At 65.3% G+C, this 26,407-nt stretch carries 28 protein-coding genes; 17 read left to right on the forward strand and 11 right to left on the reverse strand.

The features are described 5' to 3' along the window. Positions 1 to 23 precede the first annotated feature (23 nt). Together ABL844_RS21170 and ABL844_RS21175 are read right to left on the reverse strand one after the other, a co-directional pair. Positions 24 to 1,100 carry a DUF1176 domain-containing protein gene (locus tag ABL844_RS21170; protein WP_418128814.1) on the reverse strand — a complete coding sequence of 359 codons (1,077 nt, stop codon included), beginning with the start codon at positions 1,098 to 1,100 and terminating at the stop codon, positions 24 to 26. Next, positions 1,097 to 2,329, reverse strand: coding sequence for a pyridoxal phosphate-dependent aminotransferase (locus ABL844_RS21175; protein ID WP_126025874.1), 1,233 nt, complete (start codon positions 2,327 to 2,329; stop codon positions 1,097 to 1,099). The genes ABL844_RS21170 and ABL844_RS21175 overlap by 4 nt, the downstream gene beginning before the upstream one ends. A 110-nt stretch (positions 2,330 to 2,439) precedes the next feature. Between ABL844_RS21175 and ABL844_RS21180 the strand changes: the two genes are divergently transcribed. From ABL844_RS21180 to ABL844_RS21210, 7 genes are all read left to right on the forward strand, one after another. Beyond that, entirely contained in the window at positions 2,440 to 2,823 is a 384-nt protein-coding gene (locus tag ABL844_RS21180) for an Mth938-like domain-containing protein (RefSeq protein ID WP_184641468.1), read from the forward strand. Positions 2,824 to 2,972: 149 nt separating this feature from the next. Continuing rightward, on the forward strand, positions 2,973 to 3,449 hold the full coding sequence (locus tag ABL844_RS21185) for a peroxiredoxin (protein ID WP_019655927.1): 477 nt from the start codon (positions 2,973 to 2,975) through the stop codon (positions 3,447 to 3,449). Between the two features lie 211 nt (positions 3,450 to 3,660). After that, positions 3,661 to 5,442: a PhoH family protein gene (locus ABL844_RS21190; RefSeq protein ID WP_184641337.1), complete on the forward strand. Its 1,782-nt coding sequence runs from the start codon at positions 3,661 to 3,663 to the stop codon at positions 5,440 to 5,442. Between the two features lie 155 nt (positions 5,443 to 5,597). Then, a complete protein-coding gene (locus tag ABL844_RS21195; protein WP_418128815.1) occupies positions 5,598 to 5,969 on the forward strand; it encodes a VOC family protein in 372 nt (123 codons plus the stop codon). 6 nt (positions 5,970 to 5,975) lie between these two features. Further along, complete coding sequence (locus ABL844_RS21200; RefSeq protein WP_418121619.1) at positions 5,976 to 6,425, forward strand: EVE domain-containing protein; 450 nt, start codon at positions 5,976 to 5,978, stop codon at positions 6,423 to 6,425. 13 nt (positions 6,426 to 6,438) lie between these two features. Then, a complete protein-coding gene (locus tag ABL844_RS21205; RefSeq protein ID WP_184641340.1) occupies positions 6,439 to 6,888 on the forward strand; it encodes a GyrI-like domain-containing protein in 450 nt (149 codons plus the stop codon). Between the two features lie 67 nt (positions 6,889 to 6,955). After that, the gene (locus ABL844_RS21210; RefSeq protein WP_418128817.1) at positions 6,956 to 7,723 is read left to right on the forward strand and encodes a helix-turn-helix transcriptional regulator; all 768 of its coding nucleotides are present in this window, start codon (positions 6,956 to 6,958) and stop codon (positions 7,721 to 7,723) included. 16 nt (positions 7,724 to 7,739) lie between these two features. Here the strand turns inward: ABL844_RS21210 and dnaB are convergent, their stop codons facing one another. From dnaB to ppsA, 7 genes are all read right to left on the reverse strand, one after another. Further along, the gene (gene dnaB / locus ABL844_RS21215) at positions 7,740 to 9,146 is read right to left on the reverse strand and encodes a replicative DNA helicase (protein ID WP_093203332.1); all 1,407 of its coding nucleotides are present in this window, start codon (positions 9,144 to 9,146) and stop codon (positions 7,740 to 7,742) included. 174 nt (positions 9,147 to 9,320) lie between these two features. Next, complete coding sequence (gene rplI, locus ABL844_RS21220) at positions 9,321 to 9,773, reverse strand: 50S ribosomal protein L9 (RefSeq protein WP_126025881.1); 453 nt, start codon at positions 9,771 to 9,773, stop codon at positions 9,321 to 9,323. A 12-nt stretch (positions 9,774 to 9,785) separates the two neighbouring features. Then, entirely contained in the window at positions 9,786 to 10,067 is a 282-nt protein-coding gene (rpsR, locus tag ABL844_RS21225; protein ID WP_007830781.1) for a 30S ribosomal protein S18, read from the reverse strand. A 21-nt stretch (positions 10,068 to 10,088) separates the two neighbouring features. Beyond that, positions 10,089 to 10,403 (reverse strand): primosomal replication protein N, encoded by a 315-nt coding sequence (gene priB / locus ABL844_RS21230; RefSeq protein WP_126025882.1) that lies wholly within the window; start codon positions 10,401 to 10,403, stop codon positions 10,089 to 10,091. A gap of 4 nt (positions 10,404 to 10,407) precedes the next feature. Further along, positions 10,408 to 10,782 (reverse strand): 30S ribosomal protein S6, encoded by a 375-nt coding sequence (rpsF, locus tag ABL844_RS21235; protein ID WP_019655917.1) that lies wholly within the window; start codon positions 10,780 to 10,782, stop codon positions 10,408 to 10,410. Positions 10,783 to 10,897: 115 nt separating this feature from the next. Beyond that, positions 10,898 to 11,359: a hypothetical protein gene (locus tag ABL844_RS21240; protein ID WP_126025883.1), complete on the reverse strand. Its 462-nt coding sequence runs from the start codon at positions 11,357 to 11,359 to the stop codon at positions 10,898 to 10,900. Positions 11,360 to 11,497: 138 nt separating this feature from the next. Beyond that, positions 11,498 to 13,891: a phosphoenolpyruvate synthase gene (gene ppsA, locus ABL844_RS21245; protein WP_184641342.1), complete on the reverse strand. Its 2,394-nt coding sequence runs from the start codon at positions 13,889 to 13,891 to the stop codon at positions 11,498 to 11,500. 183 nt (positions 13,892 to 14,074) lie between these two features. Between ppsA and ABL844_RS21250 the strand changes: the two genes are divergently transcribed. Continuing rightward, complete coding sequence (locus tag ABL844_RS21250) at positions 14,075 to 14,896, forward strand: pyruvate, water dikinase regulatory protein (protein ID WP_126025902.1); 822 nt, start codon at positions 14,075 to 14,077, stop codon at positions 14,894 to 14,896. A 74-nt stretch (positions 14,897 to 14,970) separates the two neighbouring features. Here ABL844_RS21250 and ahpF read toward each other — a convergent pair whose 3' ends face one another. Both ahpF and ahpC read right to left on the reverse strand, forming a co-directional pair. Next, complete coding sequence (ahpF, locus tag ABL844_RS21255; RefSeq protein ID WP_369661587.1) at positions 14,971 to 16,527, reverse strand: alkyl hydroperoxide reductase subunit F; 1,557 nt, start codon at positions 16,525 to 16,527, stop codon at positions 14,971 to 14,973. Between the two features lie 91 nt (positions 16,528 to 16,618). Continuing rightward, a complete protein-coding gene (gene ahpC, locus ABL844_RS21260; RefSeq protein ID WP_126025886.1) occupies positions 16,619 to 17,182 on the reverse strand; it encodes an alkyl hydroperoxide reductase subunit C in 564 nt (187 codons plus the stop codon). A gap of 261 nt (positions 17,183 to 17,443) precedes the next feature. On the opposite strand from ahpC, the gene bfr reads away from it, so the two are divergent. The 9 genes from bfr to ABL844_RS21305 all read left to right on the forward strand — a co-directional run bounded on the left by bfr (position 17,444) and on the right by ABL844_RS21305 (position 26,303). Next, positions 17,444 to 17,920: a bacterioferritin gene (gene bfr, locus ABL844_RS21265; protein ID WP_126025887.1), complete on the forward strand. Its 477-nt coding sequence runs from the start codon at positions 17,444 to 17,446 to the stop codon at positions 17,918 to 17,920. A gap of 120 nt (positions 17,921 to 18,040) precedes the next feature. Next, positions 18,041 to 18,685 (forward strand): PepSY-associated TM helix domain-containing protein, encoded by a 645-nt coding sequence (locus ABL844_RS21270; RefSeq protein ID WP_184641344.1) that lies wholly within the window; start codon positions 18,041 to 18,043, stop codon positions 18,683 to 18,685. 75 nt (positions 18,686 to 18,760) lie between these two features. Then, complete coding sequence (locus ABL844_RS21275; RefSeq protein ID WP_221297725.1) at positions 18,761 to 19,261, forward strand: DUF2271 domain-containing protein; 501 nt, start codon at positions 18,761 to 18,763, stop codon at positions 19,259 to 19,261. Positions 19,262 to 19,311: 50 nt separating this feature from the next. Beyond that, entirely contained in the window at positions 19,312 to 20,121 is an 810-nt protein-coding gene (locus ABL844_RS21280) for a DUF4198 domain-containing protein (protein WP_221297707.1), read from the forward strand. 25 nt (positions 20,122 to 20,146) lie between these two features. Beyond that, the gene (locus ABL844_RS21285) at positions 20,147 to 21,151 is read left to right on the forward strand and encodes an FAD:protein FMN transferase (RefSeq protein ID WP_184641346.1); all 1,005 of its coding nucleotides are present in this window, start codon (positions 20,147 to 20,149) and stop codon (positions 21,149 to 21,151) included. Continuing rightward, a complete protein-coding gene (locus ABL844_RS21290) occupies positions 21,148 to 22,512 on the forward strand; it encodes a sulfite reductase subunit alpha (protein ID WP_184641347.1) in 1,365 nt (454 codons plus the stop codon). Before ABL844_RS21285 ends, ABL844_RS21290 begins: the two co-directional genes overlap by 4 nt. A 234-nt stretch (positions 22,513 to 22,746) precedes the next feature. After that, complete coding sequence (locus ABL844_RS21295; protein ID WP_184641348.1) at positions 22,747 to 25,140, forward strand: catecholate siderophore receptor Fiu; 2,394 nt, start codon at positions 22,747 to 22,749, stop codon at positions 25,138 to 25,140. A 94-nt stretch (positions 25,141 to 25,234) separates the two neighbouring features. Continuing rightward, positions 25,235 to 25,915, forward strand: a complete 681-nt coding sequence (locus ABL844_RS21300) for a Fe2+-dependent dioxygenase (protein WP_184641349.1) — start codon at positions 25,235 to 25,237, stop codon at positions 25,913 to 25,915. A 115-nt stretch (positions 25,916 to 26,030) separates the two neighbouring features. After that, complete coding sequence (locus tag ABL844_RS21305) at positions 26,031 to 26,303, forward strand: (2Fe-2S)-binding protein (RefSeq protein ID WP_126025895.1); 273 nt, start codon at positions 26,031 to 26,033, stop codon at positions 26,301 to 26,303. Positions 26,304 to 26,407 lie beyond the last annotated feature (104 nt).

Consider the following 26,407-nt stretch of genomic DNA (forward strand, 5'->3'; position numbering starts at 1 on the left):
TGGGAGAGTCGCACTCATGGCGTTCAGGGTTTGGATGGGGTGGCGGACGGCTCGGAGAGCTCCACGCGGGTGACGTAGCGCGGCAGGCTCCAGGCACCGCCCGCGAAGCCGCGGCACATGCCGTCGCCCGCGGCGGCGGTGCGCACGAAGCCCTTGCCGTCGAAGCTCCAGGTCTCGCTCGACCAGCAGTCGCCGATGCCGCGGCCCTTCATGGAGGAAGTGACGCTGCCGTCCTTCTCGTCGAAATCGCCGTTGGCTTCGATAGCGACAGGCGCATAGGGCGGCTTGTCGTTGGCGATCCAGAGCAGGCTGGAGTAGTTGTAGGCGCCCATGCCGCAGCCGAAGGACAGCAGCACCTTGCGATCGGTCAGGCGCGTGACGTTCAGCGACTTGGCGTTGAAGTCTTCGTGGTTGTTGCAATCGTCCTTGGCGTCGGACTGCTTCAGCGACGGGAAGATGCGCGCGGCCAGCGCGTCGTCGCCGGGCCTGGCCTTCGGCGGCACGACGGCCTTCACGACCGGCGCCGGCACGGGCGGCAGCACCGATGATTCGGGCTTGCTGCCGCGGCGCACCAGCGCGCCCGGCGTGCCGACGCGGCCCTGGACCTCGTCCATCTTCAGCAGCACGGCATTGAGGCCGGAGAGCGAAAGAACCCACTTCTGCCCGCCACGGTCCGTGAGCGTGGCGTCGTCGTTCCTGAGCAGCTCGGGGAGCACGGCGCGGACCTGGTCCTGGTCGAGGCTGGCGGAGCTGTCCTTGAAGCCGGACAAGGTGGCCTTGCCGACCTTGAAGCGCACCGGCCCCTTGGCAGGCTTCTCGCCACCTGTCTGCAGCTCGATCTCGACGGATGTGTCCGGGCCCGCCTTGCGCGTGATGAGCATCGACACCGGCTCCGTGATGTCCGCGCCTTCAGACTGGTAGCCGGCGGCACGGCAGGTGCGCGTGTTGTCGCAGGCCAGTTCCCAGTCGTTGTGCGAGAACGAGACGCCCTCCTTGCCGGCCGCACCAGCGGCTCCAGCGGCTCCAGCGGCTCCAGCGGCGCCAGCGGAAAGCGCGGCGAACGACAGCGCCGCGGCGGCAGCGATGCGGGCAGAGTTCATTGGCGCGACTTGCGGCGCAGTCGGTACTGCTCCAGGAACTTCGCGATGCGGTTGATGGCCTCGCGCAGGTCGTCCTCGTGGGGCAGGAACACGATGCGGAAGTGGTCGGGCGTCGCCCAGTTGAAGCCGGTGCCCTGCACCAGCATCACGCGGGTTTCCTTCAGCAGCTCGAGGAAGAACTGGCGGTCGTCCTCGATGGGATAGACCTCCGGATCGAGCTTGGGGAACATGTAGAGCGCAGCGCTCGGCTTGACACAGCTCACGCCCGGAATGGCGGTGATCAGCTCGTAGGCCAGGTCGCGCTGGCGGCGCAGGCGGCCGCCCTCGCACACGAGGTCGTTGATGCTCTGGTAGCCGCCGAGCGCCGTCTGGATGGCCCACTGGCCCGGCACGTTGGCGCACAGGCGCATGTTCGAGAGCATGTTCAGGCCCTCGATGTAGTCCTGCGCGCTGCGCTTGTCGCCCGACACCACCAGCCAACCGGCGCGGTAGCCGCACGAGCGGTAGCTCTTGGATAGCGAATTGAAGGTGAGCGTGAGCACGTCGGTCGACAGGCTGGCGATGGCGGTGTGCTTCACGCCGTCGTACAGCACCTTGTCGTAGACCTCGTCGGCGAAGATCACGAGGCCGTGCTCGCGCGCGATGGCCACGATGCTCCTGAGCAGGTCGTCGGAATACAGCGCGCCCGTCGGGTTGTTCGGGTTGATGACCACGATGCCCTTGGTGCGCGGCGTGATCTTGGCGCGGATGTCGTCGAGATTCGGCATCCAGCCGTTGGCCTCGTCGCACAGGTAGTGCACCGGGGTGCCGCCGGAGAGGCTGGTGGAGGCCGTCCACAGCGGGTAGTCGGGGGCCGGAAGCAACAACTCGTCGCCGTCGTTGAGCAGCGCGTTGGTGGACATGGCGATCAGCTCGCTGGCGCCGTTGCCGAGGTAGATGTCGTCGAGGGTGACGCCCGCGACGCCCTGCTTCTGCGTCTCGTGCATCACCGCCTTGCGTGCCGCGAAGACGCCCTTGCTGTCGGAGTAGCCGGCCGAGGTGGGCAGGTTGCGGATCATGTCCTGCTGGATTTCCTCGGGAGCATCGAAACCGAACACGGCCAGGTTGCCGATGTTGAGCTTGATGATCTTCTGGCCGTCTTCTTCCATCTGCTTGGCGGCGTCCATGATCGGGCCGCGGATGTCGTAGAGGACGTTGGCCAGCTTGGCCGATTTCTTGAGCTGCTTCAAAGGGCCCTCCCGGGCGCGGGTTAGAGTTTGCTTACGCGGAATCAAAGGCCCTTGCGAGCCCCGTGGCACTAGGGAAAACCTATAATTTGACCACAGTTCCCAGTGCCCAGATGAAGCTACAGCCCGACAAATCCGACGCTCAGTCTCTCACCGCACACGGTCCCGGCTGGGTGGCGATCAACAACGAAAAGGTCGAGGGCAGCGTGGTGGTCGGCTCGCGCGGCGAGCGCTTCGAATGGAATTGTTCGAGCTTCGACCAGATCGGCCCCGAACATTTCGCGCAATTGGCATCGCTGGGCGCCGAATTGATCATCTTCGGCAGCGGAAACCGGATCCGCTTCCCCCAGCCAGTCTGGCTCAAGCCGCTGATGGCCCAGCGCACCGGCGTGGAGACCATGGACACCGCGGCAGCCTGCCGGACCTACAACATCTTGGCCGGCGAAGGCCGGCACGTGATCGCCGCCCTCCTCGTGGAGAGCCCTGCGGCTGGCTGATGGGGGTGTTTTCGGGGTAAAATACCGGGTTGCGAACAGGCCGGCTACCCCAAAGTTAGCAACGACCAATCCTCCACTCTTTGAGCAAGCCCGGTGCGAAACGGGGCGAGAGGGCTCAGGAGCGGAATCTAACGGAGAAAACAAGTTTCATGGCGATCGTTGTCAACAAACCCATTCCTGAATTCGACGCCAACGCCACGGGCGGCATCAAGGTCTCGAATACCTCGCATCTCGGCCACGTGCTGGTCATGTATTTTTACCCGAAAGATAACACTCCGGGCTGCACCACCGAAGCGATGCAGTTCCGCGACCGTTACAAGGATTTCGAGAAAGCCGGCGCCACGGTCTTCGGCGTGTCCCGCGACAACATGAAGTCGCACGACGAATTCAAGGCCAAGCTCGAGCTGCCCTTCGAGCTCATCGCCGACACCGAAGAAAAGATGTGCCACATGTTCGGCGTGGTCAAGAACAAGATCATGTACGGCAAGAAGGTCAAGGGCATCGAGCGCAGCACCTTCCTGATCGGCGCCGACGGCATCCTGAAGGCCGAATGGCGCGGGCTCAAGGTCCCCGGCCATGTCGACGACGTGCTCAAGGCCGTCAAGGCCCTCAAGAAGGCTGCCTGAGAGCCTTCCGGCGAGCCGGCGGCGCGCTTTTCCGCTGTGGCGTGGGAAATGCCCCACGCGGTGCGTAAAGAGCTCCCGGCGCGTCTTCCGCGGTGTGCATAATGGCCTCATGCCGTTGAGCTCCACGACCGCATCCTCCGAACAAAGCCGCCTTGGTCTTCAGGCGGCTTTTTCGTTTTCTGGTTCCCACTTCCTGCGAGCGATCTGACACATGCCACTGCCCCCCGCCCCCACGAAACGCGCTGCATTGCTCTCCCCGGACGCACTCGATGCGCCCGCCCGGTCCTCGCATCGGGGCTCGCGCCGTTCCGGTGATTCGCGCGCCGACGAAGCCGCGGCGCGCAGCCCGCAGCCGCTGGAACTGTTCGACAGCGTCGGCGCCGAGAGCGCCGGCGGTGCCGCCGCCGTGCGCCCTGCCCGCCGGACCAGACCGAAAGCAACGCCCGCCCCCGTGAGCGCGCCGGCGCCCCAGGCACTCATCCAGGTCGAGACCAAGGCCCCGGCCGCCGAACCTGCTGCGGCTCCTGCAGTGGCAGCGGCGCCGCAGGCCCCTGCGCGCGCCAAGCGCAGCAAATCCACCGGCCCGGCCAAGCTGTTCGTGCTCGACACCAACGTGCTGCTGCACGATCCGATGTGCCTCTTCCGCTTCGAAGAGCACGACATCTTCCTGCCGATGATCGTGCTGGAGGAACTCGACGGCCACAAGAAGGGCACGACCGAAGTCGCCCGCAACGGCCGCCAGACCAGCCGCACGCTCGACGCCCTGGCCGCCGCCCAGGACGCCGACATCGACAAGGGCCTGAAGCTCGACACCACCGGCCACCGCGAAGCCGGCGGCCGCCTGTTCTTCCAGACCGCCCCGCTCGACTATTCGCTGCCGATGAGCCTGCCCCAGGGCAAGGCCGACAACCAGATCCTCGGCGTGGTGCACGCGCTGCGCGACGAGTACGCCAAGGACCGTCCGGGCCAACCCAAGCGGGAAGTCGTGCTGGTGTCGAAGGACATCAACATGCGCGTCAAGGCGCGCGCGCTGGGCCTGGCCGCCGACGACTACCAGAACGACAAGACGCTGGAAGACGGCGACCTGCTCTACGCCGGCTCGCTCGCCCTGCCTGCCGACTTCTGGACTCGCCAGAGCAAGACCGTCGAGAGCTGGCAAAGCGGCAGCAGCACCTTCTACCGGATCAGCGGCCCGCTGGTGCCCAACCTGTACATCAACCAGTTCGTGTACTTCGAGGCTCCGGGCGAACCGAGCATGTACGCCCGCGTCACCGAGATCCGCGACAAGACCGCGGTGCTCAAGACGCTGAAGGACTACAGCTCCGGCAAGAACGCCGTGTGGGGCGTGAACACGCGCAACCGCGAGCAGAACTTCGCGATGAACCTGCTGATGGACCCGGAGATCGACTTCGTCACGCTGACCGGTACGGCCGGCACCGGCAAGACCCTGATGGCGCTGGCCTCCGGCCTCACGCAGGTGCTGGACGACCGCCGCTACACCGAGATCATCATGACCCGCGCCACCGTGAGCGTGGGCGAGGACATCGGCTTCCTGCCCGGCACCGAAGAGGAAAAGATGGGCCCCTGGATGGGCGCGCTCGACGACAACCTCGAGTTCCTGGCCAAGGGCGACGGCGGCGGCGCCGGCGAGTGGGGCCGCGCGGCCACCAACGAGCTGATCCGCAGCCGCATCAAGGTCAAGAGCATGAACTTCATGCGCGGGCGCACCTTCCTCAACAAGTACGTGATCATCGACGAGGCACAGAACCTCACGCCCAAGCAGATGAAGACGCTGATCACCCGCGCCGGCCCCGGCACGAAGATCATCTGCATGGGCAACCTCGCGCAGATCGACACGCCGTACCTCACTGAAGGCTCCTCGGGCCTGACCTTCGCGGTCGACAAGTTCAAGGGCTGGCCGCACGGCGGGCACATCACGCTGGCGCGCGGCGAACGCTCGCGCCTGGCCGATTTCGCCAGCGACGTGCTCTGACCCTCCGGGGCAGCGCCCCGGACAAGCCCGTGCATGCTCCCCGAGCAGCGCGGGCTTTTTTCATCCGTGGTGACAGGCTACTGACAAGACGCTGTCAGTAGGGCGCCAGCACCATCCGGACTCCTTCCAACGCAACGAAAGAAAGAGAGTCCCGAATGCAGAACGCCATCACCTGGTTCGAAATCCCTGTCACCGACATCGATCGCGCACAGGCCTTCTACGAAACCGTGCTCGCCCGCAAGCTGCGCCGCGAAGACTTCGGCGGCGAGACGCTGGCCATCTTCCCGCACGACAAGCCCGCCACCGGAGGCGCCCTGCAGGCCGGAGCCAATGCCAGCGCGCGCGCCGGCACGGGCATCCGCATCTACCTCGACTGCAATCCAAGCATCGATGCCGTGCTGGCGCGGATCGAAGCCGCCGGCGGGCAGATCGTGTCGCCCAAAGCGGCGCTGCCGCCCGGCCTTGGCTTCATTGCCCACCTGCGCGACACCGAAGGCAACGAAGTCGGCCTGCACTCGCTGGAGTGATTCGCCATGACGCAGCGCAACTGGATCGCCGTGGCCAGCGCCGAGCATGCGCGGCGCGGGCGCGACCACCGGCCGCTGGGCTTCATGCAGGTCGGCCACGGCAAGCAGGCGCCGCTCAAGCGGCTTTCGGCGGGCGACCGCGTCGCCTACTATTCGCCGGGCACCATGTTCGGCGGCGCGGACAGGCTGCAGAGCTTCGTGTCGATCGGCATCGTGCAGCCGGGCGAGCCCTACGAATTCGACATGGGCAACGGCTTCGTGCCTTGGCGGCGCGACGTGGTCTACGCCGCCGGGCACGAGGCGCCGATCGCCCCGCTGATCGAGCGGCTGGCCTTCATCGAGAACCCCAGGCAGTGGGGCTACAAGTTCCGCTTCGGCATGTTCGACATCAGCGACGCCGACATGAAGCTGATCGCACAGGCCATGAAGGCCGACCTGAAAACACTATCGCTTTGAGGAGAGAAAGCACATGGAACCAGTCCGCCAACGCCAGGATGCATTCCGCGTCTCGGGCCTCACCATCCGCACCACCAACCGCGAGGAACGCGACCCCGCAACCGCTCGCCTCGGCCAATTGTGGGGCCGATTCTTCGGCGAGGAAACCTATGCATCGACGCCACAGCGCACCGCCGACATGCGCATCTTCAGCGTGTACACGGCCTACGAATCGGACGAGGATGGCGCGTTCGACGTCACGGCGGGCGTCGCCGTGTCGGGCGGCGAGAACAGCCTCGCCGTGGAAGCCGGCGACTACCTCGTCTTCAACGGCGAAGGGCAGATGCCGCAGATGGTGATCGCCACGTGGGAGCGCATCTGGCAGTATTTCGAGGCGCACCCGGAAATCGCACGCCGCTATCGCAGCGACTTCGAGGCCTACGAAGGGCCGGACAAGGTGGCGATCCACATCGGAGTTTCATGAGCATCACCCCCAAGAGCCGGCGCGACCCGCCCGCACGCCATCCCCGCCCGCTCGCCAGGGCCTGCTGATGCGCCGCGCCGACCGCCTCTTCCAGCTCGTGCAGCTCATCCGCGGGCGCCGGCTGACCACGGCCGCGTTCCTGGCGCAGCGCCTCGAGGTGTCGGAGCGCACGGTGTACCGCGACATCGCAGACCTGCAGCACCAGGGCGTGCCCATCGAGGGCGAGGCTGGCGTGGGCTACCGGCTGGGCGCGGGCTTCGAGTTGCCGCCGCTGATGTTCACGCAGGACGAGGCCGCGGCGCTGGTGGCCGCGGCGCGGCTCGCGCAGAGCTGGGTCGATCCGGCACTGGCGCGCGACATCGAGACCGGGCTCGGCAAGATCCTGTCGGTGCTGCCACCCGCGGCGCGCGTCTCGGCCGAAGCGCTGGCGCTCTACGCGCCCGGACTGGGCCTGGACGACACCCTCCGCGCGCGGCTGCAGACGCTGCGCGAGGCGACCCAGTCGCACAACAAGCTGCGGCTGCACTACCGCGACGTCTCGGGCGACGCCAGCGAACGCACGGTGCGCCCGCTGGGCTGCTTCTATTGGGGCAAGGTCTGGACGCTGTCGACCTGGTGCGAGCTGCGCGACGATTTCCGGGGCTTCCGGCTGGATCGCATGGACGCGATCGAGGTGCTGCCCGACCGCTTTCGAGACGAGCCGGGCAAGACGCTGGCCGACCTTCTGCGGCAGGTCGATGCCGAGACGGCGCATGGCAAGGTGGTGCCGCAGAAGCCGGACGGCCAGCCGTCGTGGTCCAGCAGCAATAGCGGCAGCGGTAGCGCGGCCAGCTGACTTAGGCGCCGCCGGGTCAGTACTCGTCGTTGTTGCTGTAGCCGACCAGGTTCTCGAACTTGGTCAGCGGCTTCAGGAAGGCCAGCTTGACGGTGCCGGTGGGGCCGTTACGGTGCTTGCTGATGATCACCTCGGCAACGCCCGGCTCCTTCGACTCCTTGTTGTAGTAGTCGTCGCGGTAGATGAACATGATGATGTCCGCGTCCTGCTCGATGGCGCCGGATTCGCGCAGGTCGCTCATCATGGGACGCTTGTCGGTACGGCTTTCCACGCCGCGGCTGAGCTGCGACAGTGCGATCACCGGGCACTTCAGTTCCTTGGCGAGCATCTTCAGGCCGCGCGAGATTTCGCCCACGGCCGTGGCCCGGTTCTCGTCGCCCGAGCTGCTGGTGGACATCAGCTGCAGGTAGTCGACCACGATCAGGCCGAGCCGCCCGTACTGGCGCGCGAGGCGGCGCGCATTGGCCCGCAGCTCGCTGGTGGAAAGGCCCGGGGTCTCGTCGATGTGCAGCGACACGGTGCGCAGCTTCTCGATGGCCTCGGTCAGACGCGGCCACTCCTCGTCGGTGAGCTTGCCGGTGCGAAGGTGGCCCTGGTCGATGCGGCCGATGGAGCCCACGATACGCACCGCCAGCTGGGCGGCGCCCATTTCCATGGAGAACACGGCCACCGGCAGGCCTTCGTCGAGCGCCACGTGCTCGGCGATGTTGATCGCGAGCGAGGTCTTGCCCATCGAGGGACGCGCGGCCAGCACGATCATGTCGCCCGGCTGCAGGCCGGAAGTCATCTTGTCGAAGTCGTTGAAGCCGGTGCGAACGCCCGTGATGTCGTTCGGGTTCTCGGCCATCTCGGTCACGCGGTCGAGCAGGTCGACCACCAGGGCATCCATGCTCTGGAAGCCCTGCTTCATCCGCGTGCCTTCTTCGCCGATGTTGAAGATCTTCTGTTCGGCCTCGTCGAGGATCTTGTCGACCGCCTTGCCCTGCGGATTGAAGGCGTTGGTCGCGATCTCGTCGCTGGCGGAAACCAGCTTGCGCAGGATGGAGCGCTCGCGAACGATCTCGGCGTAGCGGCGGATGTTGCTCGCGCTGGGCACGTACTGCGCGAGCGAGTTCAGGTACACCAGCCCGCCGATCTCGTCGGCCTTGCCGAGGTTCTGCAGTTGCTCGTAGACCGTGATCACGTCCGCCGGCTTGCTGGCGTTGATCAGCCCGCCGATGGCCGCGTAGATCAGCTTGTGTTCGTGGCGGTAGAAGTCGCCGTCGACCAGCAGGTCGCCCATGCGGTCCCAGGCGCCGTTGTCGAGCAGCAGGCCGCCGAGCACGCTCGATTCGGCCTCGATGGAGTGAGGCGGAATGCGCAGTTGGGCGACTTGGCGGTCGGCCGACGGATCATTGTCGGCATAGGAGAAAACGGCGGACATGGGGCCTTGAAAGTTAACAAAGCATGCTACGCGCGCTGCGGCCGCGACGCCATGCATAACGCTGTGTACGTGCTGTGCAAAACCCTGTGGACAGTCACTGAACAAGCCTTGAAGAACAAAAACAAAAGCCGCCCGAAGGCGGCTTTTGCGCAGCGCACGAGGCGCTGTGGACGATCAGGCGGTTTCGCCGTAGACCGTCACGGTGATGTCGACCACCACGTCGGTGTGCAGGGCCACGCTCACGGTGCTGTCGCCGACGATCTTGATCGGACCGTTGGGCAGGCGCACTTGCGACTTCGCAACCTTGTAGCCCTGCTTGCCCAGCTCTTCAGCGATGTCGCCGTTGGTGACCGAGCCGAACAGACGGCCGTCCACGCCAGCCTTTTGCGTCAGCTTGATGGTCGTGCCACCGAGCTTTTCGCCTTGAGCTTGCGATTCGGCCAGCTTGGCGGCCGCAGCCTTTTCGAGCTCGGCGCGCTTGGCTTCGAATTCGGCCTTGTTGGCAGCGGTGGCGCGGCGGGCGCGGCCCGACGGAATCAGGAAGTTGCGTGCGTAGCCGTCCTTGACCTTGACGATGTCGCCCAGGGCACCGACGTTGACAACCTTGTCCAGAAGAATGATTTGCATGGTGTCGACTCCTTAGACGCGGTGCTGGTCGCTGTACGGCACCATGGCCAGGAAGCGTGCGCGCTTGATGGCGGTATTCAACTGGCGCTGGTAGATCGCGCGGGTGCCGGTCAGGCGCGCGGGGATGATCTTGCCGTTTTCGCTGATGAAGTCACGCAGCGTGTCGATGTCCTTGTAGTCGATTTCCTCGACGCCAGCGACGGTGAAGCGGCAGAAGCGCTTGCGCTTGAACAGCAGCGACTGGGTGTTGCGCTTCGGGCGCTTGTCTTTGTTGAATTTCTTGAACGTGGCCATTTCGGGACCTCTTGTCGAAAATTAATCTTGCTGAAAATCCTGGATGTGCAGGACCGGATGCTTGCCGTTGCCCGGTGTCGCGAGGAAGCCCTGAAAACGCCAGAGACTTCCCATCGACTGTCTTGCGAGCCGTTCGGCGATGGCGCCGAAGGCAACGGCCTTGAGGGCCGTCTTCACCTGCCTGGGCTTTCCTGCCTCCTGGAGCGTCGACTCGTGTTCGAGCTTCAGGTCTAGGGCGGGCAAGCCGGCTGGCGTGAATCGCAAGTTTCCGAGTTCGGCAACGGAGGCGGTCAGCAGCAGCTGGTTGACCCCGGTTGCCGCAGCGGCGGCAGTCACGCCATCAGTTGTTGTTGGCGGCGTACTCGGCCTGCTGGGCCTTGCGGGCCTCTTCGCGCTCGACCGTCTTCATCATCGACGAAGGACCGGTTTCGGCCTTCTTCTTCTGGACGGTCAGGTGACGCAGCACGGCGTCGTTGAACTTGAACGCGTGTTCGAGTTCGCCCATCACGGTCTGCTCAGCTTCGATGTTGACGCACAGGTAGTGGGCCTTGTTGAGCTTGTTGATCTGGTAGGCCAGCTGACGGCGGCCCCAGTCTTCGACGCGGTGGACCTTGCCGCCGCCGGCCGTGATCAGGCCTTTGTAGCGCTCCAGCATGGCCGGAACTTGTTCGCTCTGATCCGGGTGGATCAGCAAAATGATTTCGTAGTGACGCATGGCACTCCTTGTGGATTCTTCCGAGGAAGAGGAAAAGCCACCTGCAGCGTCGGGCGCAGTGTGGCAAGGCAAAGCCGGCGATTATAGCCCTGTCGGAAGCGATCCGGCAAGACTCTCAGTCGTTGAGCGCCTTGTCGAGCGCTGCGGCCTTCTCGGGCCCGACGGCGGCGCGGATCTTCGGGGCCAGCGCCAGCAGGTCTTCGTAGCTGGTCGTGCCCTCGACCTGCAGGTTGAGCCGGAAGCCCTTCAGGCCGAGGCTGCCGGTCAGCTGGGTCGCGATCGGGTAGGCGTCCTTGTAGCGCTGCTGCCTGCTGCGCCCGGAGGAGCCCTGGGCGGGCGCCGCTGCAGCGGCCGCCGCCTCTGCGGGAGCCGTCGCGCTGCCCGCCACAGGCTCCAGCACGCCCAGGCCGACCATCTGGTCGATGTCTTCGCGCACGATGCCCATGCCCGCGGCCAGCACGTCATCGACCGATCTTTTGCCGTCGAACAGGATGAACGCCGAGCGCTGCCGTGGCGACAGCGGGATGGAGCGGTCTTTCAGGGCCTGGTGGCCTGCTTCTGTCTTGACGAGGATCATGGTGTTCTTCCCTTCCGGGATACGCCCGTGAGTCCCGCCAGTCTGGCATCAAATACGCAATTTGTTTCAATCACCGGCCCGGGTCGCGGGAATCCCCCCATGGGGATTTCCGCAATCCAGAGCTTCGGCTTCGCCGGCTCAGCGCTTGGCGAGCTGCTGCCAGGTGTCGATCACGCTGTCGGGATTCAGCGAGATCGATTCGATGCCCTGCTCCGCCAGCCACAACGCGAAGTCGGGGTGGTCGCTGGGGCCCTGGCCGCAGATGCCGACGTACTTGCCCTGCGACTTGCAGGCCTTGATGGCACGGCTCAGCATGGCCTTGACGGCCGGGTCGCGCTCGTCGAAGTCGGCGGCCAGCAGTTCCAGGCCCGAGTCGCGGTCCAGGCCCAGGGTGAGTTGGGTCAGGTCGTTCGAGCCGATCGAGAAGCCGTCGAAGTACGCCAGGAACTCGTCGGCCAGCACGGCGTTGCTCGGCACCTCGCACATCATGATCAGCTTGAGCTCGTTGTCGCCGCGCTTCAGGCCATGCTCGGCCAGCAGGCCGGTCACGCGCTCGGCCTGGCCGAGGGTGCGCACGAAGGGCACCATGATCTGCACGTTGGTCAGGCCCATGTCGTTGCGCACGCGCTTGAGCGCCTCGCACTCCATGGCGAAGGCCTCGCCGAAGTCGGCGCTCAGGTAGCGCGCGGCGCCGCGGAAGCCCAGCATCGGGTTCTCTTCCTCGGGCTCGTAGCGGCTGCCGCCGATCAGCTTGCGGTACTCGTTCGACTTGAAGTCCGACAGGCGCACGATCACCTTCTTCGGCCAGAAGGCCGCGGCGATGGTCGCGATGCCCTCTGCGACCTTGTCGACGTAGAAGGCGCGCGGCGAGGCGTGGCCGCGGGCCACCGACTCGACGGCCTTCTTCAGGTCGTTGTCGACGTTCGGGTAGTCGAGGATCGCCTTCGGATGCACGCCGATGTTGTTGTTGATGATGAACTCCAGGCGCGCGAGGCCCACGCCGTGGTTCGGCAACTGCGCGAAGTCGAAGGCGAGCTGGGGGTTGCCCACGTTCATCATCAGCTGGATGTCGATCTCGGGCATCACGCCGCGCTGCACCTCGGTCACCTCGGTCTCGAGCAGGCCGTCGTAGATGAAGCCGGTGTCGCCCTCGGCGCAGCTCACCGTGACCAGCGTGCCGTCCTTCAGCAGGTCGGTGGCATCGCCGCAGCCGACCACGGCCGGAATACCCAGCTCGCGCGCGATGATGGCCGCGTGACAGGTGCGCCCGCCGCGGTTGGTGACGATGGCCGAAGCGCGCTTCATCACCGGCTCCCAGTTGGGGTCGGTCATGTCGGTGACGAGCACGTCGCCAGCCTGGACCTGGTCCATCTCGCTGATGCTGTGCACCAGCCGAACCGGGCCGGTACCGATCTTCTGGCCGATGGCACGGCCTTCGGCCAGCACGGCGCCCTTGCCCAGCAGCTTGTAGCGCTGCTCGGCCTTGCCCTGCTGCTGGCTCTTCACCGTCTCGGGACGCGCCTGCAGGATGTAGAGCTGGCCGTCGGTGCCGTCCTTGCCCCACTCGATGTCCATCGGGCGGCCGTAGTGTTCCTCGATCACCAGCGCGTACTTGGCGAGCTGCTCGACCTCGGTGTCGGTCAGCGAGTAGCGGTTGCGCTGCTCGGCCTTCACGTCGGTGGTCTTGACCAGCTTGCCCGTGGCCTTCTTCTCCTCGGGCGTGGCGAACTCCATCTGGATCAGCTTGGAGCCGAGGTTGCGGCGGATCACGGCCTTCTTGCCGGCCTTCAGGGTCGGCTTGTGCACGTAGAACTCGTCGGGATTCACGGCGCCCTGCACCACCGTCTCGCCCAGGCCGTAGCTGGAGGTGATGAAGACCACGTCCTCGAAGCCCGATTCGGTGTCGATGGTGAACATCACGCCGGCGGCGCCGAGGTCGGAGCGCACCATGCGCTGCACGCCGGCCGACAGCGCGACCACGTCGTGCTCGAAGCCCTTGTGCACGCGGTAGCTGATGGCGCGGTCGTTGTAGAGGGAGGCGAACACCTCCTTCATCTTGTGCAGCACGTCGTCGATGCCGACCACGTTCAGGAATGTTTCCTGCTGGCCCGCGAAGGAGGCGTCGGGCAGGTCTTCGGCGGTGGCGGACGAGCGCACGGCGAACGAGGCGGCCGGGTTGCCGGCGCTCAGCGTGGCGAAGGCTTCGGTGATGGCCTTCTGCAGGTCGGCCGGGAACGGCTGGGCCTCGACCATGCCGCGGATCTCGGCGCCGGCGGCGGCCAGAGCGCGCACGTCGTCGACGTTCAGGGCGGCCAGGCGCTTGCTGATCTTGTCGGCCAGGCCGTCATGGGCCAGGAACTGGCGGAAAGCGTGCGCCGTGGTCGCGAAACCGGTGGGCACCCGCACGCCCTGGGGCAGTTGCGAGATCATTTCGCCGAGGCTGGCGTTCTTGCCGCCAACCGCCTCGACGTCGGTCATTCTCAGGTTTTCAAACGGTACGACCAGGGCGGTCGCGTCGAAAAGTGCAGACATGGGAAAGCTCCAGAAGTTGAAACCTGTGCCGCATGCAGACGGCGCGGCACGATCGTTCTCGTTGCTTTGGGTGCGGGCGCGGTGTGCATGGAGAGAATTGGGCTGGGAAGGCGGATTCCCGATAATGGCCCTCATTGTAGGCGGGGCAAGGTGGTCCGCGCCGCAGGACAAGGCCGCATGACTATTCCTTCACGCACCGTTTTCTTCATTTCCGACGGCACCGGCATCACCGCCGAGACCTTCGGCAACGCCGTTCTGGCCCAGTTCGAGATGAAGCCGCGCCACGTGCGGCTGCCCTTCACGGACACGGTCGACAAGGCCCATCAGGCGGTGCGGCAGATAAACCACACCGCAGAAATAGAAGGCGTAAGGCCCATCGTTTTCACCACGCTGGCCAACATGGATGTGCTGGAAGTGATCGAAACCGGCTGCAAGGGCATGCTGCTGGACATGTTCGGCACCTTCGTACGTCCTCTAGAAATCGAGCTGGCCGTGAAGTCGAACCACCGCATCGGCCGCTTCAGCGACGTCAGCAAGAGCAAGGAATACAACGACCGCATCGCCGCCATCGACTTCAGCCTGCAGCACGACGACGGCCAGAGCAACCGCGACCTGGAAGGCGCCGACGTGATCCTGGTGGGCGTGAGCCGCAGCGGCAAGACGCCGACCTCGCTCTACCTGGCGATGCAGCACGGCCTGAAGGCGGCCAACTACCCGCTGATTCCGGAGGATTTCGACCGCCGCCAGCTCCCGCCAGCCCTGATTCCGCATCGCAAGAAGATCTTCGGCCTGACGATCCAGCCCGAGCGGCTCAGCGAGATCCGCAACGAGCGCCGCCCGAATTCGCGCTACGCCAGCATCGAGAACTGCCGCCACGAGGTGGCCGAGGCCGAGGCCATGATGCGGCGCGCGGGCATCCGCTGGCTCTCGACCACCACCAAGTCGATCGAGGAAATCGCCACCACGATCCTGCAGGAACTGCGGCCGGAGCGGCTCGTCTACTGATATCGCTATCTTTTAGATAGCAAAAAGCGCCCCGCCGGGGCGCTTTTTGCGCTTTGCATCGCCGGAATGGCGGCTTACGCAGGGGCCGAGGTGCGAATCAGGTGGTCGAACGCACCCAGCGCAGCCTTCGCGCCATCGCCGGCCGCGATGATGATCTGCTTGAACGGCACCGTGGTCGCATCGCCCGCCGCGAACACGCCCGGCACCGAGGTCTGGCCGCGCGCGTCGACGATGATCTCGCCGTGCTTCGACAGCTCGACCGTGCCCTTGAGCCAGTCGGTGTTGGGCACCAGGCCGATCTGGATGAACACGCCTTCGAGCTCGACCTTCTTCGACTCGCCCGTCGCACGGTCCTTGTAGATCAGGCCGTTGACCTTCTGGTCGCCGGTGATCTCGGTGGTCTGCGCGTTGGTGAACACGTCGACGTTCTTCAGGCTCTTGAGCTTGCGCTGCAGCACGGCGTCGGCGCGCAGTTGCGTGTCGAACTCGATCAGCGTGACATGACCGACGATGCCGGCGAGGTCGATGGCCGCCTCGACACCCGAGTTGCCGCCGCCGATCACCGCCACACGCTTGCCCTTGAAGAGCGGGCCGTCGCAGTGCGGGCAATAGGCCACGCCCTTGTTCTTGAACTCGTGCTCGCCGGGCACGTTGATGTTGCGCCAGCGCGCACCGGTCGAAATGATGACCGACTTGCTTTTGAGCGAGGCGCCGCTCTCGAGCTGCACTTCGATCAGGCCGTCGCCCGGCACGAGCGCCTTGGCGCGCTGCAGGTTCATGATGTCGACGTCGTAGTCGCGCACATGCTCCTCGAGCGCGTGAGCGAACTTCGGTCCCTCGGTTTCCTTGATCGAGATGAAGTTCTCGATGCCCATGGTGTCGAGCACCTGGCCGCCGAAGCGCTCGGAGGCCACGCCGGTGCGGATGCCCTTGCGCGCCGCGTACACGGCCGCTGCCGCGCCGGCGGGGCCGCCGCCGACGATCAGCACGTCGAACGGATCCTTGCCGTCGATCTTCTTGGCTTCGCGCTCGACGCCGCTCGTGTCGATCTTGGCGAGGATCTCTTCCAGGCTCATCCGGCCCTGACCGAACTCGGTGCCGTTGAGGAACACCGTCGGCACGGCCATGATCTGGCGCTCCTTCACCTCCTCCTGGAAGGTGCCGCCCTCGATCATCGTGGTGCGGATGCGCGGGTTCTGCACTGCCATCAGGTTCAGCGCCTGGACCACGTCCGGGCAGTTGTGGCAGGTGAGCGAGACGTAGACCTCGAACTCGAAGTCGCCGTCGAGCGCCTTGATCTGGTCGAGCACGGCCTGCTCGACCTTCGGGGGATAGCCGCCGATCTGCAGCAGGGCAAGGATCAGCGACGTGAATTCATGGCCCATCGGCAGGCCGGCGAAGCGCGGGCCGTGGTTTTCGCTCGGGCGGTTGACCGAGAACGAGGGCTTGCGGTGGTTGTCGTCGCGGCTTTCGGTCAGCCTGACCAGCGGGGACGATTCGGCAACGTCCTTCAGCAGCGACAGCATCTCGCCCGAGGCCTTGCTGTCGTCGAGCGAGGCGACGATCTCGATCGGCTGCGTGGCGCGCTCGAGGTAACTCTTCAATTGGGCTTTGGTGTTTGCGTCGAGCATGAGGGACTCTCTTTCGATAACGTAAAACTATCAAATGGGGCTGAAAAAGCCCGGGGGCCTATGAGCGCCCGGGCTTTCGCGCGGGTGACGCTCAGATCTTGCCGACGAGGTCCAGCGACGGGGCGATCGTTTTGTCGCCTTCATTCCACTTGGCCGGGCAGACTTCGTTCGGGTGGGCGGCGGTGTAGACCGCTGCCTTCAGCTTGCGCAGCGTTTCCTTCACGTCGCGGGCGATTTCGTTGGAGTGCACTTCGGCGGTCTTGATGATGCCTTCGGGGTTGATCACGAAGGTGCCGCGCAGCGCCAGGCCTTCTTCGGGGATGTGCACGCCGAAGGCGTTGGTCAGCACATGGGTCGGGTCGCCGACCAGCGGGAACTTGGCCTTGCCGACGGCCGGCGAGGTGTCGTGCCAGACCTTGTGCGAGAAGTGCGTGTCGGTGGTCACGATATAGACCTCGGCGCCCAGCTTCTGGAACTCGGCGTAGTTGTCGGCCGCGTCCTCGACTTCGGTCGGGCAGTTGAAGGTGAAGGCCGCCGGCATGAAGATCAGCACGGACCACTTGCCCTTGAGCGACTCGTCGGAAACTTCGATGAACTTGCCGTTGAGGTAGGCCTGGGTCTTGAAGGGCTGAACTTGGGTATTGATCAGGGACATGTTGATTCCTTGGATGCTGCGGATGAACAAAGATAAGGGCGAGCCATGAGTATAACTACCAATCCTCCAATATTCATAGTTATCACCTATTAAAAGTATTGGGACTCGCTATGTTTTCGATGACTGCGAAATACGCCTGACACACGATCAATACGAACGTGTATCACCATCACACGCATGCAGACCGGCGCAGCATGGGATTGCTTGCAAGCGCTCCTTTCCGCCTCTGACAATCACCGCTTTCAGAACAAGGAAAAAGCCATGAAGGGCGACGCAAAAGTCATCGAACACCTGCAGGCTCAGCTCAAGAACGAGCTGACCGCGATCAACCAGTACTTCCTGCACTACCGCATGCTCAAGCACTGGGGCCTGGACAAGCTGGCGAAGAAGGAATACGAGGAATCTATCGGCGAGATGAAGCATGCCGACAAGCTCATGGACCGCATCTTCATGCTCGACGGCCTGCCGAACCTGCAGGACCTCGGCAAGCTGAACATCGGCGAAGACGTGCCCGAACTGCTGCGCTGCGACCTCGGTGCCGAGACCGGCGCGCAGGCCACCATCAAGGACGGCATCGCGCATTGCGAATCGGTGCGCGACTATGTCTCGCGCGACCTGCTCCAGGAGATCCTGGACGACACCGAGGAGCACATCGACTTCCTCGAAACCCAGATCGACCTGATCGACAAGGTCGGCCTGCAGAACTACCTGCAGTCGCAGATGGGCGAGCTCGAATAAGGCCGGCTTCGCTGCCGCCAGCAAAACGGGACTTCGGTCCCGTTTTTTATTGCTTTACGTAACTTAACCCGCCACGAATAACAGTCATTCTCATTCGCACGGATAGAATCCGCGCCTTCGATGACTGCGATCCGCCCCGACAACCGCCGCCGTGCCTATTGGCTCAAGACCCTGCACGAATGGCATTGGGTGAGCTCGGCCATCTGCCTCATCGGCATGATCCTGTTCAGCGTGACGGGATTCACCCTCAACCACGCCAGCCAGATCGAGGCCAAGCCGGTCGTCACCCGGCTGAACGGCTCGATCGACGAGGCGCTGCGCGCCCAACTCGAAAAGCAGCAGCCTGCCGCCAAGGCCCTCAAGGGCAAGGCTCCCCTGCCCCCTGAACTCCAGGCCTGGGTGCAGAAGCACTGGGACATCTCCACCGCCAGCCGCGAGGCCGAGTGGTCCGACGACGAAATCTACCTGTCGCTGCCCCGCCCCGGCGGCGACGCATGGCTGCGCCTGAGCCTGTCCGACGGCGAGATCGAGTACGAGCGCACCGATCGCGGCTGGCTCTCCTACTTCAACGATCTCCACAAGGGCCGCAACACCGGCACCGCCTGGAGCTGGTTCATCGACATCTTCGCGGGCGCGGCCCTGGTGTTCTCGATCACCGGCCTCTTCATTCTCAAGATGCATGCGGGCAACCGGCCGTTCACCTGGCCGATGGTCGGCATGGGGCTGGTGGTGCCCGTGCTGCTCGCGCTGCTGTTCATTCACTGATTTCGTTCATCAATTCATCCAGATCCAGGAAAGAGGTTTCCCGTGCACGTTCGCTACTCACTCGCGCCGCTGGCCATGTCGGCGCTGTTCGCGGCTCCGGCCTTCGCGTCGGGGCTGGCCGTCAACATCGAGATCCCACGGCTGAACGTCTCCGAGTACCACCGTCCCTACGTGGCAACCTGGATCGAGCGCGCGGACAACACCGTCGCCGGCACGCTGGCCGTGTGGTACGACGTGCGCACCAAAACCAACAACCCGGAGGGCGAAGGCACCAAGTGGCTGAAGGACATGCGCCAGTGGTGGCGACGCGGCGGCCGCGAGCTCTCGGTGCCGGTCGACGGCGTGACGGGGGCGACCAAGCCTGCCGGCAAGCACCAGTTGAGCTTCACCGAGGGCACGGCGCCCATGCCCAGGCTCGCGCCCGGCGCATACAAGCTCGTGGTGGAGGCCGCGCGCGAAGTCGGCGGCCGCGAAGTCGTGAGCATTCCCTTTCAGTGGCCCCCGACGGCAGCGGCGCAGCCGACCGCCACGGGCAAGGAAGAACTCGGCGAGATCAGGCTCGAACTCAAGCCTTGATCTCTTCTGTTCTCCAACGACCAGCCCGCCGCATCACAAAAGGAACCGCCATGACCCGCTTCAACCTGCGCCTCGCCTCCCTCGCCATCGCCCTCTCCAGTGCCGCATCGCTCGCCCAGGCGCACAACGCCTGGCTGCTGCCATCGTCCACCGTGTTCTCCAAGGCCGACACCGTGACGGTCGACGCCGCCGTGTCCAACGACCTGTTCGTCGCCAACCACGCGCCGCTGCGCCTCGACGGCCTGCAGATCACCGCGCCCGACGGCAGCACCGTCAAGCCGGAGACCGAGGCCAAGCTCAAGTTGCGCAACGTGTTCGACGTGAGCGTCGCGCAGGCTGGCACCTACCGCATCGCCGTGATCAACGCCGGAGCTTTCGCGAGCTGGAAGGACAAGGCCACCGGCCAGACCAAGCGAGCGCGCGGCACGGCCGAGACCATCGGCAAGGAAATTCCGGCCGATGCGCAGGACGTGGCCATCACCCAGTCGTCGGGCCGCATCGAGACCTTCGTGACGGTCGGCAAGCCTTCCGCGCTCAAGCCGGTCGGCCAGGGCCTGGAGCTGATCGCCGCCGGCAGCCCGACCGATCTGGTCAAGGGCGAGAAAGCCACCTTCACGCTGAACCTCGATGGGCAGCCCGCCAAGGGGCTCGAGGTGACGGTGACCGCGGGCAACACGCAGTACCGCGACAAGCTCGAGGAAATCAAGCTCAAGACCGACGACAAGGGCCAGTTCAGCGTGACATGGCCAACCGCCGGCATGTACTGGCTCGACGCCAGCACCAAGGACAACAAGACCACGGTGCCGCAGGCCAGGGAGCGCCGCCTGAGCTACGCGGCCACGCTCGAAGTGATGCCCTGAGGCTGCGATAGAGCGAGCTTCTCCCTTGGGCCTTTCGTTCAGCACCTGGCGCGCTGGCGGCTACGCCAACGCGGCCGTTCCACGCCCCGCCGATCCCGCGACGCTCCAGCAACTGGGCGGCGAGACCATGGGTACCACCTGGTCGCTGCGCTTCGACAATCCGCGAATGCTGCCGCTGGCGCGGGTAAGGGAGGCCGTGGAATCAGCGCTCGGCCGCGTGATCGCGCAAATGAGCCACTGGGAGCCGGACTCGGACATCAGCCGGTTCAACCGCGCGCAGGCCGGGTCGCGCCATGTGCTGCCGCCGGAGTTCGCCGCGGTCATGCGATGTGCTTCCCGGTGGGCAGCGGCAAGCGGCGGCGCGATCGACCCGAGCGTGGGTCCGCTGGTCGCGTGCTGGGGCTTCGGGCCGGAAGCGGAACAGGCGGGCCTGCCCGGCGAGGCCGCGCTGGCCGAAGCGCGCGGGCGCGTCGGCTGGTCCCGGCTGGCGTTCGACGAAGCGGAAGGCTCGCTCCTGCAGCCCGGGGGCGCAACGCTCGATCTCTCAGGCATCGCGAAAGGGTTCGCGGTGGACCACGGCATCGAAGCCCTGCGCACACTGGATATCGCCGACGCGCTTCTCGAAATCGGCGGAGAACTGCGGGGCATTGGCAAACGCCCTGGAGGACAGCCCTGGCAAGTGCTCGTTGACGGCGATCCTTACGGCGCGCGCCGCGTGGCGCTCGCGGACATGGCCATCGCCACCTCGGGCGACCGGTGGCATCGGCGCTCGCACGAGGGGCGCCATTGGTCGCACACCATCGATCCGCGAACGGGAGAGCCGGTCGCGCACCCGCTGGCCAGCGTCACCGTGCTTCACGCGGAGTGCATGCAGGCCGATGCGCTCGCCACCGTGCTGACGGTGCTCGGGCCGGAAGAAGGATTCGACTTCGCGCAGCGGCACGAGATCGCCGCGCTGTTCGTGAGCCACGGCGATCCGGCGCCAGAGGCGAAGACCACGCGCGCCTGGCCCGCAGCGGCCGCTGCATGAACGACTTCGCCTGGCGCGCACTGGGCGCGGTTTCCACCGTCGCGGCGTATGCAGCGCTCTGTGCGTCGATCTACCTGCGCGAGCGCAGCCGCAAGGCCGAAGCCGCGCGCGACTCGGCGGCGTTATCGGCAGGCAGCGGCGAAGCTCCTGTTCTCGTGCTGTTCGCCAGCCAGACCGGCCAGGCCGAAGCCATCGCGTGGCAGACCGCTCGGCAGCTGAGTGCGGCGAATACGCCGGCGCGCGCGATGGAGCTGAACGCGCTCGATGCATCGACGCTGGCAGCCGCCTCCCGCGCGCTCTTCATCGCGAGCACCTATGGCGAAGGCGATGCGCCGGACGGCGCCAGCGTGTTCGTCGAACGGGTGATGAATTCATCGCCGGCACTGTCTTCGCTGAGCTACGCCGTACTGGCGCTCGGCGACCGCCAGTACGCCAACTTCTGCGGCTTCGGTCGTGCGCTCGACGAGTGGCTGCAGGCCGCGGGCGCCAGGCGCGAATTCGATCGCATCGAGGTCGACAACAGCGACCCGGCCGCGCTGGCCGCATGGCATGCGCATTGGGGAGACCCGCCCGCATCCGCAGGCGATGCCGAAGGCGCGGGTTTCGCTCCATGGCGGCTCGTCTCGCGCGAGCATCTCAACCCGGGCAGCGCGGGCTGGCCGGTCTTCCATCTCGGGCTGGTGCCTCAGGCCGGCGGACCGCTGCCGTACTGGGCCTCGGGCGATCTTGCGCAGGTGGTCGTCGCGAGCGATCCGAAACGCCCGCGCGACTACTCCATCGCCTCGGTGCATGCCGACGGCGAATTGCAGTTGCTCGTGCGGCAGGAGCGGCATCCGGACGGCACGCTCGGCGCGGCCTCGGGACTGCTCACGTCCACCCTGGGCATCGGCGACACGGTTGCGCTGCGCGTGCGGGAGCATCGAAGCTTCCGCCTCGACGGCAACGAAGCACGGCCGCTGATTCTCATCGGCAACGGCACAGGCATCGCCGGGTTGCGCGCGCACCTTCGCGCGTGTGCAGCCATGGGCAGGCACGACAACTGGCTGGTGTTCGGGGAGCGCCAGGTGGCGCACGACTTCCTCTATCGCGATGAAATCGAGGTATGGCAGGCCAACGGAACGCTGAAGCGCCTGGACATGGTGTTCTCGCGCGACCAGGCCGATCGCTTCTACGTGCAGCACCGGCTGCTGCAGTCGGCAGACACCGTGCTGCAGTGGCTGCGCGATGGCGCCGCCATCTACGTCTGCGGCAGCCTTCAAGGAATGGCCTCGGGCGTGGATGCGGCGTTGCGCCAGATCGCGGGTGAGGCGCAGCTCATCGAACTCGCGGCCAGCGGCCGCTATCGGCGAGACGTCTACTGAAGAAGGCCAACTGCTTCGCTCGCGTTGTTGGGCCGCAACGAAATTGACACAACTTTCGGCTTAGTTTCGCTCTGGTGTCAATTTTAGTATTGAGAACCAATATCATTCGCAGCGATTTGTGAACATTCGCAAATCGACTCACCCAGCCAGTCCTCCCTCGTGTTTCTCCAAGGAATCCAGGTCGTACGGACATGCCAGTCGAGTCCTGACGCCCGCCCTTTCGGAGAAAACTTCATGGCCTACATCAAGAGCCGCAAACACCCTGTTGCGCGTGCCGTTCCACATCTTTCCGGCGCCGCCGCCGCAACGCTGATGGCCATTGCGGCTCCCGGCGCCCTGGCCCAATCGGGTGGGGCGCTGCCTGAAGTGCGCGTGCAGGACTCCGCAGTCACCGACTACAAGGCCGACAACTCGGCCAACCCCAAGTTCACCGCTCCTCTCGTGAACACGCCCCAGACCATCCAGGTCATCAAGGAACAGATCATTCGCGACCAGGGCGCGACCACGCTGACCGAGGCGCTTCGCAACACCCCCGGCGTGGGCACTTTCTTCCTCGGCGAGAACGGCAACACCAACACCGGCGACGCTGTCTTCATGCGCGGCTTCGACAGCTCCAGCGCGATCTTCGTCGACGGCATCCGCGACCTGGGCTCGGTCTCGCGCGACATCTTCAACATCGACCAGGTCGAAGTCGTGAAGGGCCCGTCGGGCACCGACGTGGGCCGCACCTCGCCCACCGGCTACATCAACCTCGTCACCAAGAAGCCGTCGATGGAAGACAGCTTCCTCGGCTCGCTGAGCTTCGGCAGCGCCGACTTCAAGCGTGGCAGCGTCGACTGGAACAAGTCGCTGAGCGGTGCCAACGGCATCGGAGCGGCTTTCCGCCTCAATGCAGTGAGCGAAGACGGCGGCGTGGCCGGCCGCGACTTCGTCAAGAACAAGCGCTGGGCGATCGCGCCTTCTCTCGCCCTCGGCCTGAACAGCCCGACGCGCATCTTCCTCGACTACCTGCACGTCAAGCAGAACAACGTTCCCGACGGTGGCGTCCCCACCATCGGCCTGCCGGGCTACACCACGCCCGACGCCACCGCGATCAACCGCGGCCTGGCCCGCCGCACCTACCTGAACTACGCGCCGCGCGTGGATTCGAGCAACTTCTACGGCACCAGCTCGGACTTCGACAACGTGACGGCCGACATGTTCACCGCGCGCATCGAGCACGACCTCACGCCCGACATCACCATCCGCAACACCACGCGCTACGGCAAGACGTCGCAGGACTACATGCTGACGTCGTTCATGGGCGGCGGACTGACCTCGACGAACGGCGTCGGCACCCTGCCCGCCGTGAATTCCGGCTTCATCAACACCGTCATCCCGACGATCCCCGCAAGCTGGACGATCACGCGCAACCTGCCCACCAACAAGGACCAGGAAAACACGATCTTCACCAACCAGACGAGCCTGTCGGCCAAGTTCAACACGGGCAGCATCAGCCACTCGTTCAACGGCGGCCTCGAATTCATCCGCGAGAAGCAGACGGCCAACAACTTCTACACGCAGGGCTTCGCCAGCGTGGGCACCACGCTGGCAGCCGCCGGCTCCTGGCCCGCCGCCAACCTGTACAACCCGAACCCGTACGTTGCCGGCTACAACCGCATCGCCAACGGCACCGGCTCGGACGGCAGCACCGACACCATCGGCCTGTACGCCTTCGACACGCTGAAGTTCAACGAGCAATGGCAGCTGACCGCCGGCCTGCGCTACGATCACTACTCGACCACCTACAACGCCACTGCGCTGACGCTGGCGCGCACCGGCAACGGCCCGCAGACGTCGACGATCACGCCGACCAACCTGAAGCTATCGGACAACCTGCTCTCCGGCAAGATCGGCCTGGTCTACAAGCCGACGGAGAACAGCAGCGTCTACGCGGCCTACGGTACCGCCGCGCAGCCCCCGGGCGGCGCCAACTTCCAGCTGGCCGCCGGCGGCACCGGCAACAGCGCCGGGCGCACCGACTTCCTTCCGCAGAAGGCCAAGACCTACGAACTCGGCACCAAGTGGGACGTGCTGAACAAGCGCGTGGCCCTGACGGCGGCGCTGTATCGCACCGACGTGAGCAACGAGGTCGTGCAGGACTCGGTCACGCAGCAGTACTTCCAGACCGGCAAGAAGCGCGTGCAGGGCGTGGAACTCGGCGTGTCGGGCGCGCTGACCGACAACTGGGGCGTGAGTTCGGGCTTCACCACCATGAACACCCGCGTGCTGAGCGGCCCCTCGGTGCTGGCGGACGGCTCGACCGCGCTCGCCTACACGCCGAAGAAGGCCTTCACGCTCTGGACCACCTACCAGTTCCCGTTCGGCCTCACGCTGGGCGGCGGCGCGCGCTACAACGGCAAGCTGCAGCGCGGCACCGACGGCGCGGTGGGCACGCCAGCGTATGTCGACTCGTACTGGGTGTTCGACGCGATGGCTTCCTATCGCATCAACAAGAACATCGACATCCAGCTGAACGTGTACAACCTGTTCAACAAGGACTACGTGGCGGCCATCAACAAGAGCGGCTACCGCTACACGCCGGGCATCCCCCGATCGGCCAAGATCACCGCGAACTTCGCGTTCTGACGGTCCTTCTCGCGTGCACCGGGCCAACCCGGTGCGGTGCGACACTCGAGCCCCGGCCCGCGCCGGGGCTTTTCTCATTGCGGAGTTCCTGAAAATGATGCTGCATGTGCCCGAAGTGCTGAGCCCCGAGCAGGCGCGCGAGATGCGCGCCGCACTCGACGCCGCGCAATGGACCGATGGACGCGAAACGGTGGGGGCGCAAGGGGCGCAGGTCAAGCGCAACCGCCAGCTGCCGGAGCATTCTCCTGTGGGCAAGGAGTTGGGCAGCATCGTGTTGGCGGCACTGGCGCGGAACCCGCTCTTCTTCTCGGCCGCTCTTCCATCGCGTTTCGTGCCGCCGCTTTTCAATCGCTACGAGGGAGGCGAGCACTACGGCGTCCATGTCGACGGCGCGGTGCGAGCCTTGCCTGGCACCGGGCAGCAATTGCGCACCGACCTGTCTTGCACCCTCTTCCTGTGCGATCCGGAAGACTACGAGGGCGGAGAGCTGGAGGTGATCGACACTTACGGTTCGCACGAGGTGAAGCTTCCGGCGGGAGACCTCATCCTTTATCCGGCGAGCAGCCTTCACCGGGTGCATCCGGTGACTCGCGGTGCGCGGATCTGCTCCTTCTTCTGGCTGCAGAGCATGGTCCGCAGCGATCAGCAGCGCGGGATGCTTTTCGAGCTCGACCAGAACATCCAGAAGCTTCGTGCACGCCTCGGTGAATGCGAGGAAACCGTGGCGCTGACAGGGCATTACCACAACCTGCTGCGGCTCTGGTCTGAAGTCTGACTCCAAGCGGCCTGGTTGTTGCATGAATCAGTAACACATAGTTATTGTGAATGCGATGGATTCTTATTTATAATCGCCCACATCCAACAGCCAGCCAACTGCCGCTTTCACCGCCATGATCGTTTGTGTCTGCCGCCGAGTCTCCGACCGCGAAATCGCACGCCATGTGCGCGCCGGGATGACTTTCGACGAAGTGCAATTCGAGCTTGGCGTCGCCACCCAATGTGGCCAATGTGAAGGTTGCGCGCGCGATATCGTCGCGCAGTGCAGCGCTTCGCACCCGGTTGCCGCATTGAATTGCGAATCGGGTCCGAGAGCGATCCAGCTTGCCAACTCCATCAAGGAAAGCAAAGCATGGAACTCGTCTCGGCACTCGGCGGCAGCCTGATCTTCGTCGCAGGCTCGGTCTGGTGGATCTTTCGCAAGTAGCGCCTGTGGCGTCTTCGTAGCGGTTTTGCTGCAATCGGGGCACCTTTGGGGGTGCCCGCATTC

The sequence above is a fragment of the Variovorax sp. 278MFTsu5.1 genome, assembly GCF_048305045.1.
Classification (GTDB): domain Bacteria; phylum Pseudomonadota; class Gammaproteobacteria; order Burkholderiales; family Burkholderiaceae_C; genus Variovorax; species Variovorax guangxiensis.

Coding starts and splice junctions, on each gene's coding strand:
- ABL844_RS21170 (WP_418128814.1), bottom strand. CDS start 1,100: ATGAACTCTGCCCGCATCGCTGCCGCCGCGGCGCTGTCGTTCGCCGCG.
- ABL844_RS21180 (WP_184641468.1), top strand. CDS start 2,440: ATGAAGCTACAGCCCGACAAATCCGACGCTCAGTCTCTCACCGCACAC.
- ABL844_RS21185 (WP_019655927.1), top strand. CDS start 2,973: ATGGCGATCGTTGTCAACAAACCCATTCCTGAATTCGACGCCAACGCC.
- ABL844_RS21190 (WP_184641337.1), top strand. CDS start 3,661: ATGCCACTGCCCCCCGCCCCCACGAAACGCGCTGCATTGCTCTCCCCG.
- ABL844_RS21195 (WP_418128815.1), top strand. CDS start 5,598: ATGCAGAACGCCATCACCTGGTTCGAAATCCCTGTCACCGACATCGAT.
- ABL844_RS21200 (WP_418121619.1), top strand. CDS start 5,976: ATGACGCAGCGCAACTGGATCGCCGTGGCCAGCGCCGAGCATGCGCGG.
- ABL844_RS21205 (WP_184641340.1), top strand. CDS start 6,439: ATGGAACCAGTCCGCCAACGCCAGGATGCATTCCGCGTCTCGGGCCTC.
- ABL844_RS21210 (WP_418128817.1), top strand. CDS start 6,956: ATGCGCCGCGCCGACCGCCTCTTCCAGCTCGTGCAGCTCATCCGCGGG.
- dnaB (WP_093203332.1), bottom strand. CDS start 9,146: ATGTCCGCCGTTTTCTCCTATGCCGACAATGATCCGTCGGCCGACCGC.
- rplI (WP_126025881.1), bottom strand. CDS start 9,773: ATGCAAATCATTCTTCTGGACAAGGTTGTCAACGTCGGTGCCCTGGGC.
- rpsR (WP_007830781.1), bottom strand. CDS start 10,067: ATGGCCACGTTCAAGAAATTCAACAAAGACAAGCGCCCGAAGCGCAAC.
- rpsF (WP_019655917.1), bottom strand. CDS start 10,782: ATGCGTCACTACGAAATCATTTTGCTGATCCACCCGGATCAGAGCGAA.
- ABL844_RS21240 (WP_126025883.1), bottom strand. CDS start 11,359: ATGATCCTCGTCAAGACAGAAGCAGGCCACCAGGCCCTGAAAGACCGC.
- ppsA (WP_184641342.1), bottom strand. CDS start 13,891: ATGTCTGCACTTTTCGACGCGACCGCCCTGGTCGTACCGTTTGAAAAC.
- ahpF (WP_369661587.1), bottom strand. CDS start 16,527: ATGCTCGACGCAAACACCAAAGCCCAATTGAAGAGTTACCTCGAGCGC.
- ahpC (WP_126025886.1), bottom strand. CDS start 17,182: ATGTCCCTGATCAATACCCAAGTTCAGCCCTTCAAGACCCAGGCCTAC.
- bfr (WP_126025887.1), top strand. CDS start 17,444: ATGAAGGGCGACGCAAAAGTCATCGAACACCTGCAGGCTCAGCTCAAG.
- ABL844_RS21270 (WP_184641344.1), top strand. CDS start 18,041: ATGACTGCGATCCGCCCCGACAACCGCCGCCGTGCCTATTGGCTCAAG.
- ABL844_RS21275 (WP_221297725.1), top strand. CDS start 18,761: ATGTCGGCGCTGTTCGCGGCTCCGGCCTTCGCGTCGGGGCTGGCCGTC.
- ABL844_RS21280 (WP_221297707.1), top strand. CDS start 19,312: ATGACCCGCTTCAACCTGCGCCTCGCCTCCCTCGCCATCGCCCTCTCC.
- ABL844_RS21290 (WP_184641347.1), top strand. CDS start 21,148: ATGAACGACTTCGCCTGGCGCGCACTGGGCGCGGTTTCCACCGTCGCG.
- ABL844_RS21295 (WP_184641348.1), top strand. CDS start 22,747: ATGGCCTACATCAAGAGCCGCAAACACCCTGTTGCGCGTGCCGTTCCA.
- ABL844_RS21300 (WP_184641349.1), top strand. CDS start 25,235: ATGATGCTGCATGTGCCCGAAGTGCTGAGCCCCGAGCAGGCGCGCGAG.
- ABL844_RS21305 (WP_126025895.1), top strand. CDS start 26,031: ATGATCGTTTGTGTCTGCCGCCGAGTCTCCGACCGCGAAATCGCACGC.